The 14,441-nt window shown below is 65.9% G+C and carries 14 protein-coding genes; 4 read left to right on the top strand and 10 right to left on the bottom strand.

From position 1 onward, the window contains the following. Window positions 1-142 precede the first annotated feature (142 nt). The 3 genes from ASE22_RS19980 (at window position 143) to ASE22_RS19970 (ending at window position 3,760) form a co-directional block, all read left to right on the top strand. Window positions 143-2,233, top strand: coding sequence for a TonB-dependent receptor (locus ASE22_RS19980; protein ID WP_056363774.1), 2,091 nt, complete (start codon window positions 143-145; stop codon window positions 2,231-2,233). A gap of 64 nt (window positions 2,234-2,297) precedes the next feature. Next, window positions 2,298-2,942, top strand: a complete 645-nt coding sequence (locus ASE22_RS19975; RefSeq protein ID WP_156397192.1) for an RraA family protein — start codon at window positions 2,298-2,300, stop codon at window positions 2,940-2,942. Further along, on the top strand, window positions 2,939-3,760 hold the full coding sequence (locus ASE22_RS19970; RefSeq protein ID WP_200933139.1) for a carbon-nitrogen hydrolase family protein: 822 nt from the start codon (window positions 2,939-2,941) through the stop codon (window positions 3,758-3,760). The genes ASE22_RS19975 and ASE22_RS19970 overlap by 4 nt, the downstream gene beginning before the upstream one ends. Before the next feature lie 78 nt (window positions 3,761-3,838). On the opposite strand, the gene ASE22_RS19965 is transcribed toward ASE22_RS19970, so the two are convergent. The 5 genes from ASE22_RS19965 to ASE22_RS19940 all read right to left on the bottom strand — a co-directional run bounded on the left by ASE22_RS19965 (window position 3,839) and on the right by ASE22_RS19940 (window position 8,878). Beyond that, complete coding sequence (locus ASE22_RS19965; protein WP_082545395.1) at window positions 3,839-4,216, bottom strand: phosphatase PAP2 family protein; 378 nt, start codon at window positions 4,214-4,216, stop codon at window positions 3,839-3,841. Between the two features lie 221 nt (window positions 4,217-4,437). Further along, entirely contained in the window at window positions 4,438-6,738 is a 2,301-nt protein-coding gene (locus tag ASE22_RS19955; RefSeq protein ID WP_056363766.1) for a TonB-dependent receptor domain-containing protein, read from the bottom strand. Continuing rightward, window positions 6,701-7,669, bottom strand: a complete 969-nt coding sequence (locus tag ASE22_RS19950) for a FecR family protein (protein ID WP_056363764.1) — start codon at window positions 7,667-7,669, stop codon at window positions 6,701-6,703. Before ASE22_RS19950 ends, ASE22_RS19955 begins: the two co-directional genes overlap by 38 nt. 79 nt (window positions 7,670-7,748) lie before the next feature. Beyond that, window positions 7,749-8,432, bottom strand: a complete 684-nt coding sequence (locus ASE22_RS19945; protein ID WP_082545396.1) for an RNA polymerase sigma factor — start codon at window positions 8,430-8,432, stop codon at window positions 7,749-7,751. 44 nt (window positions 8,433-8,476) lie between these two features. Further along, the gene (locus ASE22_RS19940; protein WP_200935114.1) at window positions 8,477-8,878 is read right to left on the bottom strand and encodes a superoxide dismutase family protein; all 402 of its coding nucleotides are present in this window, start codon (window positions 8,876-8,878) and stop codon (window positions 8,477-8,479) included. Between the two features lie 311 nt (window positions 8,879-9,189). Between ASE22_RS19940 and ASE22_RS19935 the strand changes: the two genes are divergently transcribed. After that, window positions 9,190-9,636 (top strand): DUF2141 domain-containing protein, encoded by a 447-nt coding sequence (locus ASE22_RS19935; protein WP_200933141.1) that lies wholly within the window; start codon window positions 9,190-9,192, stop codon window positions 9,634-9,636. Window positions 9,637-9,649: 13 nt separating this feature from the next. Here ASE22_RS19935 and ASE22_RS19930 read toward each other — a convergent pair whose 3' ends face one another. Genes ASE22_RS19930 through ASE22_RS19910 form a run of 5 tightly spaced genes read right to left on the bottom strand, consistent with a single transcriptional unit; the run spans window position 9,650 to window position 14,260 of the window. Continuing rightward, window positions 9,650-10,282 (bottom strand): class I SAM-dependent methyltransferase, encoded by a 633-nt coding sequence (locus tag ASE22_RS19930; protein WP_056363759.1) that lies wholly within the window; start codon window positions 10,280-10,282, stop codon window positions 9,650-9,652. Continuing rightward, window positions 10,282-10,899 (bottom strand): tetratricopeptide repeat protein, encoded by a 618-nt coding sequence (locus ASE22_RS19925; RefSeq protein ID WP_056364160.1) that lies wholly within the window; start codon window positions 10,897-10,899, stop codon window positions 10,282-10,284. Before ASE22_RS19925 ends, ASE22_RS19930 begins: the two co-directional genes overlap by 1 nt. Window positions 10,900-10,933: 34 nt before the next feature. Continuing rightward, window positions 10,934-11,689 (bottom strand): SDR family NAD(P)-dependent oxidoreductase, encoded by a 756-nt coding sequence (locus ASE22_RS19920; protein WP_056363757.1) that lies wholly within the window; start codon window positions 11,687-11,689, stop codon window positions 10,934-10,936. After that, entirely contained in the window at window positions 11,676-13,718 is a 2,043-nt protein-coding gene (locus tag ASE22_RS19915; RefSeq protein WP_056363756.1) for an AMP-binding protein, read from the bottom strand. Before ASE22_RS19915 ends, ASE22_RS19920 begins: the two co-directional genes overlap by 14 nt. Beyond that, window positions 13,715-14,260: a thermostable hemolysin gene (locus ASE22_RS19910; protein WP_162248208.1), complete on the bottom strand. Its 546-nt coding sequence runs from the start codon at window positions 14,258-14,260 to the stop codon at window positions 13,715-13,717. Before ASE22_RS19910 ends, ASE22_RS19915 begins: the two co-directional genes overlap by 4 nt. Window positions 14,261-14,441: the final 181 nt, after the last annotated feature.

Here is a 14,441-nt window from a genome sequence, read left to right as displayed (position 1 = left end):
CCAAATGAGAAAAAGGGGCTCTTCCATCATGAAAACATTTCAGGGGTTTCCACGATCGGTAGTAAAAAATTCCAGCCTTATAGCTATTGCCGTCGCGAATATCGTCGGTGGCCAGGCTTTATCTCAAACCACTTCGCCCGATTTGAAAGATGGCGGGCGAATTTCGTCCCCTTCGGATGGGGGTGACATCATCGTCACTGCCCGCAAGCGCAACGAAAGCACGATCGACGTTCCGATCGCGCTCTCGGTCCTTACCGCGGACGCGCTGACGGCGCAGAACGTCAAGGGCCTGCAGGACATCCAGAACGGCGTGCCCGGGCTTTTCTATCAGGAACGTGGATCGTTTCAGACCTACGTGTCGATCCGGGGCGTCGGCGGCGATTCCCGGAACATCGCACTGGAAAGCGGGGTGTCGATCACGATCGACGGCGTGACCATCGGCCGCTCCAACGCGTTCAACATGGATCTGGCGAACATCGCCCAGGTCGAAGTGCTGCGCGGCCCGCAGGGCACGCTGTTCGGCACCAACACGATCGGCGGCGCGATCAACATCACGACGGAGAAACCCTCCGACGAGATCAGGGCAAAGGCCACGCTGAACTACGGCAACTACGGCACGGCGCGGACCCAGGCCGCGCTGTCGGGCCCCCTGAGCGACACGCTGGCGGCCGGAGCCAGCATCAGCAGCTGGAACTCGCGCGGCTATCTCTACAACAGTTTCAAGAAGATCCATGTGAACGGGCAGGACCGGCTCGGCGGCCGCCTGCAGCTGCGCTGGACGCCGACCGAGCGGCTCGAAGTCAACCTGAGCGGCGACGCGACCCGCGATCGCCGGCAGGAAGCGCTCAATCAAAATGTCGCGCCGTTCATCGGCTATGCCGCGCAGGACATTCCGCCCGACCGCTTCACCATCAGCGCCGCCGAGCCCGCCTTCAACAACCGCGACGTCTACGGCGCCAACGCCACGGTGGACTATGATCTGGGCGGGGACTTCTCGGTCAAGTCGATCAGTTCCTACCGCAGGGTCGAGACCGACATGAATGCGGACAGCGACTCGGTGCGCGCCGACATCTCGCACTCCGGCCCCTATCAGGACCATAGCAGCTTCCTGACGCAGGAGCTTCGGCTGGTCTCGCCGGCCAGGAGCCGGCTGCGCTTCGTCGCCGGCCTGTTCTACAGCCGCCAGGATGCCAGTCAGTACCGGGCGCTGTTCAATCTCGGCCAGACCACGACGCTGGACTCGGAGATATTGACCAATACCTATGCGGGCTATCTGAACGGCGACTTCGACCTCACCGACCGGCTGACCCTGAACGCCGGCGCCCGCTACAACAGCGAGGTCAAGGACGGGCAGTCCTTCCAGGGCCATACGAGCAATGCGCGGCTCCGCTTCAGTTTTCCGGACCTGCACCGCAAGGATGACGCTGTGTCGTGGACGGGCAGCGTCAAATATAAATTCTCGCCTGACGCATCGACCTATGTGACCGTGTCGCGCGGGTTCAAGTCGGGCGGCTTCAACGTCGATACGCTCGGCGCCGCCGCCTATACGGTCGATACCATCCAGTTCCGGCCGGAATCGGTCACCAATTACGAAGCCGGCCTCAAGCTGCGGGCGCTGGACCGCGCCCTGCAGTTCAACATCGCGGTCTTCCAGCTCGACTATTCGGATCGCCAGGTCCTTCAATTCAACGATCCTGGTGCCGGCCTGCAACCCTTTACGACGATCGACAACGCCGCCTCGTCGCGGACCCGGGGTATCGAGCTCGACGGCTCGCTGCATCTTGCCGGGGGCTGGACGCTGTCGGGTTCGTTCGCCCATCTCGATGCGAAATATCGAAACTTCCCGCGGGCGACCCTGGCCGGCGCCGACTATAGCGGCAACTTCACCGAGCAGGCGCCGAAATATACCGGCTCGATCGCGGTCGATTATCGCGGCGAGATCAGCGACCGGTGGCGGGTCGTCGTCCACGCCGACGCCAGCTACCAGGGCAAGACCTATTTCGACGCGGCGAACAACCCGCAGAACGTCGAGAATGGCTATTGGCTGCTGAACGGGCGCGCCGGCTTCGAGCGTGACCTGACGCCGGACGGCAACACGCTGGGCATCTTCGCCTATGTCCGGAACGCCACCAACGAGGCCTTCTTCCTGTTCAAGCGACAGTCGGGGGGCGTCAACCAGGGCGTCTACGGCCTGCCGCGCTTCTACGGTGTCGAACTCAGCTACAAATATTGAACGGAGCGGTCGGGAATGACTTCCTATGATGGGGGCCTCGTTGAGCGGTTTTGAGATTGGCGCGATGCCGCCCCAGCTGGATCAGGCGCTGCTCCGGCAACTGATCGACGTCGAAGTGGCAACGGTCGGTCATTGGCGGGCCTGGGGCTTCTGCGATCATCGGATCCAGCGACTGGTGCCCGGCCGGACCGTCGCGGGAACCGCGGTAACCGTGGCCTGTCCGAGCGCCGACAATTCGGCACTGCACAAGGCGATCGACCTGGTCCGGCCCGGCGACGTGCTGGTGATCGATCGGCTCGGTGATGACGGCATCGCCTGCATCGGGGAGGGGGTAGCCCATGCCGCCAAATGCGCCGGTGCCGCGGCCGTGGTGGTCGATGGCCCCTGCACCGACAGCGCGGCGCTGCGCAAGCTGGGGCTGGAGGTGTGGAGCCGGGGTATCAGCGGCCGCACCACCTATACGCGCGGTATCGGCGGCCGCATCAACGTGCCGGTATCGGTCGGCGGCGTGGTGGTCATGCCCGGCGACGCGGTGCTGTGCGACGACGACGGGGTCCTCGTGCTGCCGCCGCACGAAGTCCTCTCGGTCGCGACGCTTGCGATCGAGAAGCAGCGCAACGGCGCGAGGATGCTCGACATGGTGTCCTCCGGCGAATCGCTTGCACGGCATAGTGGGGCGGCGGCGATGTTCAGGAATGGTGATCAATGACAATGAAGCTTGCCGTCGTTCAGATGAACTCGACCGCGGACGTCGCCCGCAACATCGCCACCGCGCGCGATCTGATGGAGGTCGCCGTCACGCGCGACGGCGCGACCTGGCTGCTGCTGCCCGAGCATTTCCAGTGGGCGGGCGGCGACAGGGAAGGCCGGCTGGCTTCCGCGGAAATATTGGGGGAAGGCCCGGCTTATCGGATGTGCCGGGACTTCGCGCGCGAATATGGCGTGAACGTTCATGCCGGCAGCATCTACGAGGCTTTGCCGGAGGACGGTCGTGTCGCCAATAGCTCGATCGCCTTCGATCGCTGGGGCAATGAGATCGCCCGGTATCGGAAGATCCACCTGTTCGACATCACCGGTCCCGACGGCGCGCAATATCTCGAATCGGAAACGGTGCGCGCCGGCGATACCACGGTCGTCTATGAGGTAGACGGCGTGACGTTCGGTTGCGCCATCTGCTATGATCTGCGCTTCCCCGAACTGTTCCGGTCGCTGGTCGACAAGGGCGCGCAGGTGATCGCGCTACCCGCGGCCTTCACCCTGCAGACCGGCAAGGACCATTGGGAGCCGCTGATCCGTGCGCGTGCGATCGAGACGCAATGCTATCTGGCGGCGGCCGGCAGCTGCGGTTCGGTGCCACGAAACGGGCAGCCGCACTTCACCTACGGGCACTCCATGATCGTCGATCCCTGGGGTCATAAGGTGGCGCAGGTTTCCGATGGAGATGGTATCGCAGTTACCAATTTCGACGCCGATCTGGTCGCGAGAACCCGGCGAGATATCCCTCTCGCACGGCACCGCGCCATCTGAGCGCGGAGGTCCGCAGCGGCCAGGAAGTCTATCCGCGGATAAGACCCGGCATGCCGGGCGCTGAATCGGTTGGTGTCGCTAGAAGCGGGCGCTCAGCGCCAGGCCGCCCCCGGTCGCGCCACCCCAGGCCGAGACATCGATCGGGCGGTCGGCCCGGTGCGTCAGCAGGAAGCCCGAGGCGGATCCGATCGCCGCCCCGGCGGCGACGTCATACCAATGGTGCCGTTTCGCTTCGACCCGCGCTACGCCGACAAAACTAGCGAGCGCGAAGGCGGGCAATCCCACCTGCCAGCCATATCGGTTCTCCAGGGATGCCGCCGCGGCATAGGAGAAGCTCGCATGACCCGACGGAAAGCTGTGACGGTCGCTCCCGTCCGGCCGTCGCTCGCTTATCATCGACTTCAGCGCGAAGGCGGTTCCGGTGGCTGCCGCCATGCTGAGGCCGGACTGTGCCATCCCGGATGGATCGGATTTGACGAGCGGGATTCGAGCGCGAGCGCGGCGATGGCGCCTGCGGTGGCCGTGCTGGCCTGATCCCAATGGTGGAATGACTTGGCCTCGCCGGGCGAGCCGATCGCCGCCGCCATGACAAACACGGCTACCGCTCGATATGTCCGCATCGCTCTCTCCCCGCTTGCGGCGAGAGCCGGCGTGAGCGGCCGGGCACCCCAGCCCGGTTAGAAGTTTTTCTGCACCCGCACCGTCAGCGTGCGCGGCTGAAGAGGGGTGCGCTGGTCGATGGATCGCAGGGTGAAGGGGTTGCCGAAACCGAAGCTGTTCTCGCGCTGGTCGAGGAGGTTGGTGATCGTGATCCCGGCCTTCCAGTCGCCATCCGTAACTTCGGCGCCGATGTCGCTCACCCAGAAGTCGCCCGTCGGGTGGCCGAGCGAGGGATCGAAGCTCAACCTGGCGGAGCCGGTATACCGGACCGACAGGAATCCGCGGAACGGGACGTCGCCGACGGGGCGGACATAGGAGAGTTTGAGGCCGCCGGCATAGTCTGGCAGAACCGGAAGCCGGTTGTCGTCGCCGAGCGCGTTGGCCGCCGCCGAAGGACGATTGAGCCTGCCGTGCTGGACGGTGAGATTGGTCTCGAGACGGAAGGCCCCGAGGCGCACTTCCCCCGATAGCTCGGCGCCCAGATTGCGCGCGTTGCCCGCATTGATCGTCCTGACGAGGCTGTCCATGCCGAGCACGTCGCTTTGGACATTTTCCCAGCGAAGTCCGAACAGATTTCCGTTCAGCCGAAAACGGCCGTTATCCGATGTCAGGCGCCAGCCCAGTTCGATGCTTTTCAGATCGTCCGACCGGAACGACCGCGACCGGGGGTCGCCCTCTGGATTGATCCCGCCGGGACGCACTGCGGCCGAATAGCGGATCCAGACTATCGCGCGGTCGGCAGGATGCCAGGAGAGGCTCAGGCTCGGGGTGATTCCGCTCCTGCGCGCGCGCCGCCTGGCCTGACCGTCCTGCTCATTGTCGACTCGAGCGAGATAGGCCCGCGCGCCGAGCGTCGACGACCAGTCTTGCCCGAGGGGCTGGGTGATCTCGCCGAACAGTGCGGTCTCCAGGCTGTCATTATGTTGCGAGACGATCCGCATGGCGGGCGATGCCGCCGGCAGGAAGCTGTCGCGGAGCGTATTCTCAGCCTGCAGCAGGGTCAGCCCCGCGACCCAGGGCCGATGCGCGACCGGATCGCTCAGCCGCATTTCCTGTGTGCCGAGGCGCAGAACGCGCAGTTCCTCGAAACCGAGCGGGGCCGACAGGCCGCGCGAGGCCGCCTGGGAGGTCGCGTCGTAGACACTGCTGAACTCATGGGTGACATAGGCCGTGGACGAGAGGAGATCGAGCGACCCGACCTTCCCCCGGACCGTCGCCGTGGCAGCCAGGAAGTCGTTGTCATGCGGCTCCGCGAGGGCCGTGCTCCGCTCCAGCCGCCGAAACGCATATTGACCGTCGCGGACGTTGAGCCATTGCGCGGTGAGCCCCATATCGACATGCCATCCATCGGCGAACCGCCATCCGACGGTCGCGCGCCCGCCATAGCGCCGGCTGCGGTTGACGTCCTTCCGGTCGCGTCCGCGATCGTCGATCCAGCCGCCGCCCTGGTCGGCATAGGCGGCCAGCCGCAGGGCCAATCTGTCGGTGATGATCGGCGCGTTGGTCGCCCCTTCCGCGACGCCACCGAGCCCACCATGGGCAATCGCCGCTCCCTCGATAGCGGCCATGCCCGACCAGTTCTGGAGATCGGGCTTTTTGGGCACGATCCGGACGATCCCCCCGAGCGCGCCCGAACCGTACAGCGCACCCTGCGGGCCGCGCAAAAGCTCGATCCGATCGATGTCGAGAAGGCGCAGGTCGGGGTCCGGTGTCGCGTAGCTGACCCGCGCATCGTCCAGATAGAGGTTGACCGTCGACTGCGTCGAACCGTTGAAGGCGCTGTCGGCGACGCCGCGCAGGAAAATCCGATCGCGCCCGGGGCCCAAATTTGTCGTGAACGCGCCTTCGGCAAACGCCAGCAGGTCATGGATGCCGCGACGGGCGGCCATGTCGCCGGCCATGTCGGGTCGAACCACGCTGATCGCGACCGGCACTTCGCTCAGCCACTCGTCCCGTTTGCGTCCCGTGACGACGATGTCGTCGAACGTCGCCGTGACCGGCGGACGAGCGGTCGGCGGGGTATTGGCGACCGGACGTTCCAGCCGCCAGATTGCGGGGCCTGCGCGGATCGCGCGCAGACCCGACCCTTTCAGCAGACGCCGCAGGGCCTTCTCGGGCTCCATCGTCCCGCGAATGCGCGGCGTGGGATGCGGCGGAATCGTTCCGGCGAGACCGACCGAGATCCCGGTCTGGCTCGAGAGATCGGCGAGCGCCGATGGCAGCGAACCAGCCCCGATGTCGATCCTGCGCGGCGTGGCATGGGCGGAACTTAGGGCGAGACTAGCGAGCGCCGCTCCCGACCAGGCGAACGATACCATTGGCCGCCACCGCCTTGACGGGCAGCAGGGCCTCGATCTGTTGAACAAGCCCGGCACCATCACTGATCGCAAGCACCCCCGAAACCCGCAAATCGCCAATCGTCGGATCGACCTCGACCGGGCGACCGACATAGCGCGCCAGATCGGTGGCGACCAGCGCGAGGGGCATATCCTGATAGACGAGCTGCCCTTTGCGCCACGAACCGACGCTGGCGGCCGCGACGGGAACCACTCTGGCTTCGCCGGTCCCGGTCGCGACGTCGATTCGTTCCCCGGCGGTAACCGTCGTACCGCTGCCGCCCATAGGCGCGATGGTCAACCTGCCGTCGCTCACGGCAACGCGAAGCTTGGCCGGCGCGACGGCAAGATCGAATTTGGTGCCGATATCGCGAACCTCGTAGCCGTCCGCCTGGATGAGAAACGCGCGAGCCGGATCGTGCCTGACGTCGAAATAGGCAGCGCCCCTCTGCATCTCCACGCGGGGCGATGCGCCGTCCGCGAGTTGGAGCTGGGAGTTGCGGTCCAGCAGGATATGACTTCCGTCCTTGAGATCTATCTGCCGCGTTTCGGAAGGACCGGTCCGATAGGCTACCGTCCTGGCCGGTGTGACCGTCGCGATCTGCGGCGCGATCATGGCGGCGATGACGGCGACCGCCCCGATAGCGCCACCAACCCACCATCGGCGGCGCTGGACGGGGAGGATATCGCCGTCTGCGGCGTCATTGGCGGGAAGCGCCGCGAGGATGGCGTCGCGCTGATCGCCGATATCGGCATCGAGCATCGCGATCGCGTCATAGGTATCGCGATGGGCGGGATGGGCGTCCAGCCACGCAGCGAATGCGTCCCAATCCATATCGGGCGCGTCGAGGCGAGCGTGCCATTCCGCCGCCTGCGCCGTCATATCGCCCTCCTTCGTGGTGGGCACCGTCATGTCGACCTCCCGTTCATGGTCGTCACCCCCTTTTCAATCAGACGCCGCCAGCCGATAGCCACCTCAGTCGATAAACGCGTCATCTCTGCATAGCCTCCCGCAGATGGCGCAAAGCGACGGCGATATGCTTTTCGACCGCACTGCGGGAAATGCCGAACTCGGCCGCCACCTCGGCATGGCTCAACCCATCGATCTTGTGCCGGCGAAAGACGCGCCCGGCCCCGGGCGGCAACGCTTCGATCGCCGCGGCGAGGCGTTTTGCCTGCTGTCGGCCATCGACGATCTCGTGGGGCGAAGGGGCATCGTCGGTCGCCTCGCCCCCCTGCCGCTCGATCGCCACGTCGGACCAGCCTTGTTCCCGCCTGGCGCGGCGCTGCCGCTCCCGGAGGCGATCGAGCACGATGTTCATGCCGACGCGGTGGAAGAAGGCGATCGGGTTGGCGACCGGACCGGTATCGGACCGCGCCACATGCAACCATATCTCCTGAACGACATCTTCGGCCTCCGCGGGGCTGCCGGTGCGGCTCGTGAAGAAGCGTATGAGTTGGGGGCGGCTGGTCGTCAGGACGGCAGCGAGGCCGCCCGGATCATCGCGATGCTCTTCGACGCCCGACCTCCTGGCCTCAGTCCCGACTGGTGCACATCGCACGCCGGGCAGCGGCCGGGCGTCGCCGCGCCGGCCTGTCCGGGGACATTGCCCTTTTAGCGGGACGAAGTCGCCAGAAAAAGAGGCGGATTGCTCCGCATCGGTCCGTTGGTCCATCGGTCCTCCGAGCAGGCAGTGGTTCGCGCCAACGGCCCCGAAATCTATCGGATCTCGGCGCAAGCCACCCGTTCCGCCGCCCCGCCGATCGGTTGGCTCAGATAGTCGTCGGCTTTCGCATGCACGACGATCGCGGACCCGTCCGGATCGAGCAGATCCGCCCGCGTCGTTCCAGCCCGCAGGGCCACGAAGGGCGAGAAGAATTCGGCCGTCGCCGTTCCATCCGATCCGGCGAACAGGTTGGGCAGATCCCCGAAATCATTTCCGGCCGGGTTCAGCAGGCCATGGACGGCGGGCGTCGTCATGTGGACGTGGCCGCCGGCGGATTTGAACATCGGATCGCTACAATCGGCTTTTTCGTGAAAATGGATGCCGTGCCAACCCGGCGTGAGGCCATGGGCTTCGACCCGCACGATCACGCCTCCCGGAGCGTCGGTCAGCGCCACTTGTCCAATGGCGCCGGCGGTCGAGCTTTTGAGCGGGTAGGTCCTGGTCGTCGGGGCGGGGGCGGCGGCCATCAGGACGAGCGACGCGACCAGGACGATCGACGGACGATGCATGGCTTATCTCCAGAGTGGGGTTACGAGCGGAACCGGCCTGGTGAGACGTCGCGGCAGCGACGCAACCACAGTGCTCGCCGACAGGTCGGCTCGATTAAATCGGCATGGCGAAATATTCCCGGGCTGTGGGCGGGGATCGTCGGCGGCGTCGTTGCATCGACGTGGCTCCGCCAGTCCGAGCATGAGGGGAGATCTGGATGAAATATCGCCGTTTCCGACATATGTGCGTTGTGCTCGGTCTCGGGCTTGCCGGCGCTGGCCTGCTCCCCGCGATCGCCGATGCCGCCGATCTGGAGGTCACGGCCTCGCACGTCGTGCCCGGTCCCGGATCGATCCGCTTCGTCCTGTATCGCGGAGCGGAGGGGTTCCGCCACGAGGACAAGGCCTTCCGTGTCTTGAGCGCACCGGCCGGAACCGGATCGGCATCGGTCCATTTCCAGGATGTTCCGCCGGGGCGATATGCGGTGATGGCCTATCATGACGCCAATGACGATCGGAAGCTCGACCTGAGGTTGGGCATGTTCCCCAAGGAGGGCTGGGGCCTGTCGAACAATCCCAGGGTGATGGGACCCCCGGGCTTCGCGCCGTCGAGCTTCGCGGTGGACGAACCGGACAGGTCGATCGTCATCGAGATGCACTACTGACCCGCCCCGCGTTTCAACCGGCGTGGGCGAGCGCGAAAAGCCCGCGAACCCCGGGGGCTACCCATCTGGTGTCGAGCGTGATGTTCGCCGGGTCGAAACCGCCGCCGGCGAGGGCGGCCACGAGCTGGTTGCCGTCGTAGAGGCGGTGAAGCCCGGCCCTGGTGAAGGACCATCGCTCCATAGCGTGCCGATCGGTGACATAGCAGACGAGGCGGCCGCCTGGCCGGAGGGCTTCGCGGAGAGCCGCGATCATCCCGCCGTCCGGCTCGCAAAAATAGAGGATGTTGAGCGCGAGTGCGGCGTCGATGCTGCCCGGTCGACAAGGCAGGCTTTCCAGTTTCGCGCGGTGGAGGTCCACCACGCCGTGCCTGTCCCGCCTTGCCAGGCGCGCGCGGGCGCGGTGGATCATGGTAGCCGACTGATCGACGGCCACGATGCGACAGTCGGCGCGCCGCAGCATTTCCGCGCTCGCTGCTCCCGTGCCGCAACCCGCATCCAGCACGGTCTCACCCGAAAGGGGGGCGAGTATATCTATCGCCTTTTGCATGGGCACCCGATTGGCCAGGTCCATCGCCGCGCCGCAGAGCGTGCCGGCGATGCCCGTCGGGTCTGCAAGCTGACGGGCGAGGCTCCGGGAGAGGCGCATCAGCCGATTTTCGTAAGCAGGGCCTGCACTTCCCGTCGCCGGCCTGCATCCCACACCGTGCGGTTTGGATCGTGGGGCGCTCGCAACGCCTTGAGAAGCGCAGCTTTGGCGCCGGCCTTGTCGCCCTGGTCGTACAGGAAATCCCCCCAGAAATAATTGGCGTCGAGCCCGTCGGGATCGATGGACAGCGCCTGCTGCAGCAATTGACGGGCATGTGCGCTATCGCCGAAGCCGATCGGCGAACCCGGCACCTTGTAATAGAGAACCCCGAGGCTCATCGCCGCTCCGCCATTCCCGGCCTTCGGATTGATGGCATAGGCACGGGCGAGAATATCGCGGGCGCGCGTCGCGAGACCCAGCTTATGGAAGATATTGGCCCGGTTGGCCTGTTCGCTGACGACGATCCCCTGCCACAGCAGCGGATCGGCCTGCCCCGGGTAGCGGGCAACGACCAGATCGGCCTGATGCGCCAGCTGGTCCAGAGCGGTCGTCTGGTGGCTCGAACCGTTCATCTGATAGGCTATGCGCGCCCAGTTGTCGTTGATGGACTTCACATCCTCCGGCATCCCGGCGGATGCCGCACAGGACAAAGCCGCCGCGACCATCGCTGCCAGCATGGCATATGTCTTCATACTTCTCTCCTATGCTTGATCAACAGAACTCGGCGCGCGCGCGGCGGGTTTGCGGCGCGATGCCATTGTCGATGATGCTGGGGGCAACGGCGTTCACGATCGCGTAGAGCCGTTCCAACCATCCGATGGTGACCGTCTCGCGGCGCTGTACGATCGCCTCGACGATCCGACGCGCGACCTTTTCCGGCTCGTCCGCTTTCATGCGCGCGATGTCGAGAAAGCGATTGACCTCGCTGTCGTTCAATGGGGTCTTCGCCGCTCGCGGGCTGACATGGGTGACACCGACGCCGCTTCCCGCCAGTTCGCGCCGGAGGCTCTGGCTCAGTGCCGCGAGTCCCGCCTTGCTGCTCGAATAAGCCGCGAACCAGGGATAGGGGATGGCCCCCAGCACCGATCCGATGTTGACGATCTGCCCCGCGCCGCGAGCGCGCATCGGAGCGGCGACCGCCTGTGCGAGAATGGCGGGAACATAGAGGTTCACGCGGTAGCACAGGGCGAGGGCCTCGCTCGGCTGATCCTCATGGAGGCCGAACCGCAGGACGCCGGCAAGATTGACCAGGATGTCGGGGGTATCCTGTGCCAGTGCCCGGGCCAGGGCCGCGAGCGAAGCGTCGTCGGACAGATCGGTCACGATGCTCTCGTCGCACGCCGGGCACCCGACCCGATCGATGCCGACGACATGCGCGCCCCGTTCTTTCAGCAATCTGGCGAGAGGCCGGCCAAGGCCACCGGCAGCGCCGGTGACGGCGATCCGCTTTCCGTCAAGCCGCTTCACTGAGATCCTCCATCGGAATGGCGGCGAAGAGTCCGCCGAAGAGGTCGAAAATATCGTTGGCCATGCGCAGGATCGCGTCCTCGTCGTCACGATCGTCGAGGGCGTTCACCAGCCTCTCGAAAAAGCGCATATGATCCTGATCGAGTGCTCCGTGCGATGTCAGGTAGCTGAAGGCCGATTCCGGCAGGCCAAGGCTCGAGCGAACCGCATCCGCCCCGCTGGTCGCCAGTGCGGTGCTGGTGCCCTCCAACACGAACACCATGCCGAAGAAGGCGGCAGCATTGGTTTCGCGCAGGACGGCATACGCATGCTCGACCATGCGCGCGGTGGCCGTTGACGGTCCTTCGGCGACAGCCGCTTCGGCGTCGCCGCCGGCCGCCGCGATGTCATCGAGGATCCACTGTTCATGACCCTCCTCCTCTTCGATATATTCGTCGAGGGCCGCGACCAGAGCCGGTTTGTGGGCGAGCCGTTCCCGGGCAAGCCGCATCAGCGGGACCGTGTGCCGGACATGGTGATAGGCTTGGGTAAGATAGCCGATATAGGTCTCCCGGCTAACCCGCCCGGCGAGCCCGGCCTGAAGCTGGGGGACGGACAGCATGCGGGCCCGGGCCGGCGCGGTCTCGGCATACAGCCTTTGGAAGAAGGGGAGCCGCGCGTTTCGTTCCAGAATGGCCGATCTGCGGAGGCGGCCGTTCGCCGTCAACGTCCCGTCGGTGGGGAGAAACGGGCGGCTGGGCGCCCAATGTTCGACCCGCGCATAGCCGGGCAGGCCGGCATTGGCGGCCGCCACCCCAGCCGAGATATCGGCGGATGGCGACGACGGGACGATCAGGGCGCGGATGTCGGACTCTCCGTCGCCATAGACCATGGCCTGTGCGATCTGCGGCTGGGCGGTCAGTTCGCCCTCGACCCACTCGGGCGCGATGTTCCTGCCGAAGCTGGTGATGATGAGACTGGATTTGCGCCCGACGATCGAAAGCCGGCCCGTTTCATCGAGCTTGCCCACGTCACCCGTGAAGATCGGGCCATCTGGCCGTGGGCTGCCGACCGTTCCCAGATGAAAATGACCGTCGATGACGATCTCTCCATCGTCGGCCAGGGAGATGTGCGCGTGGCGCAGCGGGTGTCCGACCGTCCCCCGGTCGGCATCGCCGATCGCTTCGAGGCAGACGACCGATCCGCATTCGGTCAGCCCATATCCCTGGACGACGGCCAGCCCGACCCGGGTCGCGCGTTCGAGCAGGCCCACGGGGACGCGCGCTCCGCCGACGGCGACCAGCTTCAGTCGTGTCAGGCGGTCGCCCGTCCGCTCCAGCCGATCGACCAGGCGGCCGAGATATTCAGGGACGAGGATGAGGCTGCTGGCTCCGGCCTCCGCAATCGCGCCGACAAAGGCGGCATCGTCGATGCGGAAGGGATCCGCCAGGCCGATGTCGGCGAGCGGGCGCACCGAATAGCACCCGCCCGCGAGCAGGGTAGAGTATAGGCCGGCGACATTTTCCAGGAGCACGCCGAGCGGCAGGATCGGAAAATGTGTGCCGGCCATGTCTTCGCCCAGCCGTGACACCACGGCTTGCGCGGTGGCCAGCATCAGCTGGTCGTCGAGGCAGATGCCCTTGGGACGCCCGGTGGACCCCGAGGTGTAGCTGATCTTCGCGGTCTCCGCGGGCAGCTCGACGGTCGCTCCTTGGCACGAGATGATCCCATCTGCGCCGATCACCGCCACGACGCCGGCATCGGAGCACGCGGCTTGCGACTGCGCGGCGGTGAAGAAGCTCGGCAGGGGAACGCAGGCCCGCTCCAGCGCCATGATGGCAAGATCGGCCAAAACCCAGTCGATCCCGTTGTCGAGGTCGATCGCGATGCTGCCCGGACGATCCCCCGCCACATCGGCGATGCGCGCCGCGAGCGTTGCTATTTCCCCGGCCAGGCTGCGATAACTGATCGTGCGGACGCCGTCGCCCAAAGCGATCCGCGCGCCTTCGCGCTCGGCACGGGCGAGGATCGCCTGAAGAAGGAGGTTCATCGGCGTTCCTCCCCGCCAAAGGCCGCCAGGGCGGAGAGACCGGTCCCGATCTCTCCTGCGCAGAGCAGCGGCTGGCTGTCGTAATAACGCCCCCATTGATGGCGAATGTCTGCGCTCAGCCTGCCCGGGTCGGCCGAGGCCAGTTCGATGAACGGCATGCCAACGCGCGCGAACATGCGCCGCAAGGGCAGCGTGAGCGTGGCGACCGCGACGTCGTACCGGAGGGCCAGATCGCGGGCCGCTTCCTGCCATAACCGATAGAGCGCGGGGGTCGGAGCGGCCGCCAGGCATCCGATCTCGACGATCGCATCGCGTTCGATCGTCCGTCCGAAGACCTGCGACACCAGCGTCTCGATCGGGAGCTCCAGATAGCCCTCCAGGAACAGCCGTTCGGTACCGGCGCAGCGATAGGCAAGTGCGGCCAGGGGTTGATCGGCGGGGGTGTGAATGGCCTGCCAATGCCCGTAATCGGTGCAAGGCGTGGCGCCATGATGTTCGGCGAAATGGTCGGTTACGAAGGCTTTGAGGGTCTCGATACGCATCGTGATACTCATGCTGTTTGCCGGGAGGACGCCGCCGGTCGAGCATCACCCCAGTCGGCCCGCAAAAAAGCTTGCATCAAAGCATGCCGACTGCGGCAACGCCGGCGAGCAGGGAGGCGCGAGGAAGGTCCCTGCAAGGCTCCGACCACGGCAAGGATCGGCGAGGCCCGCTGGGAAGATA

The sequence above is a fragment of the Sphingomonas sp. Root720 genome (genome assembly GCF_001428605.1).
Lineage (GTDB): Bacteria > Pseudomonadota > Alphaproteobacteria > Sphingomonadales > Sphingomonadaceae > Rhizorhabdus.
This window is presented reverse-complemented; position numbering and strand designations above follow the sequence as displayed.

What these genes read in the sequence shown, in the direction of transcription:
- ASE22_RS19930 (WP_056363759.1), bottom strand. Translation starts at nt 10,282, where the DNA reads ATGCGCCTCTCCCGGAGCCTCGCCCGTCAGCTTGCAGACCCGACGGGC.
- ASE22_RS19915 (WP_056363756.1), bottom strand. Translation starts at nt 13,718, where the DNA reads ATGAACCTCCTTCTTCAGGCGATCCTCGCCCGTGCCGAGCGCGAAGGC.
- ASE22_RS19950 (WP_056363764.1), bottom strand. Translation starts at nt 7,669, where the DNA reads ATGACGGTGCCCACCACGAAGGAGGGCGATATGACGGCGCAGGCGGCG.
- ASE22_RS19975 (WP_156397192.1), top strand. Translation starts at nt 2,298, where the DNA reads ATGCCGCCCCAGCTGGATCAGGCGCTGCTCCGGCAACTGATCGACGTC.
- ASE22_RS19935 (WP_200933141.1), top strand. Translation starts at nt 9,190, where the DNA reads ATGAAATATCGCCGTTTCCGACATATGTGCGTTGTGCTCGGTCTCGGG.
- ASE22_RS19945 (WP_082545396.1), bottom strand. Translation starts at nt 8,432, where the DNA reads ATGGACCAACGGACCGATGCGGAGCAATCCGCCTCTTTTTCTGGCGAC.
- ASE22_RS19910 (WP_162248208.1), bottom strand. Translation starts at nt 14,260, where the DNA reads ATGCGTATCGAGACCCTCAAAGCCTTCGTAACCGACCATTTCGCCGAA.
- ASE22_RS19965 (WP_082545395.1), bottom strand. Translation starts at nt 4,216, where the DNA reads ATGGCACAGTCCGGCCTCAGCATGGCGGCAGCCACCGGAACCGCCTTC.
- ASE22_RS19970 (WP_200933139.1), top strand. Translation starts at nt 2,939, where the DNA reads ATGACAATGAAGCTTGCCGTCGTTCAGATGAACTCGACCGCGGACGTC.
- ASE22_RS19955 (WP_056363766.1), bottom strand. Translation starts at nt 6,738, where the DNA reads ATGGTATCGTTCGCCTGGTCGGGAGCGGCGCTCGCTAGTCTCGCCCTA.
- ASE22_RS19925 (WP_056364160.1), bottom strand. Translation starts at nt 10,899, where the DNA reads ATGCTGGCAGCGATGGTCGCGGCGGCTTTGTCCTGTGCGGCATCCGCC.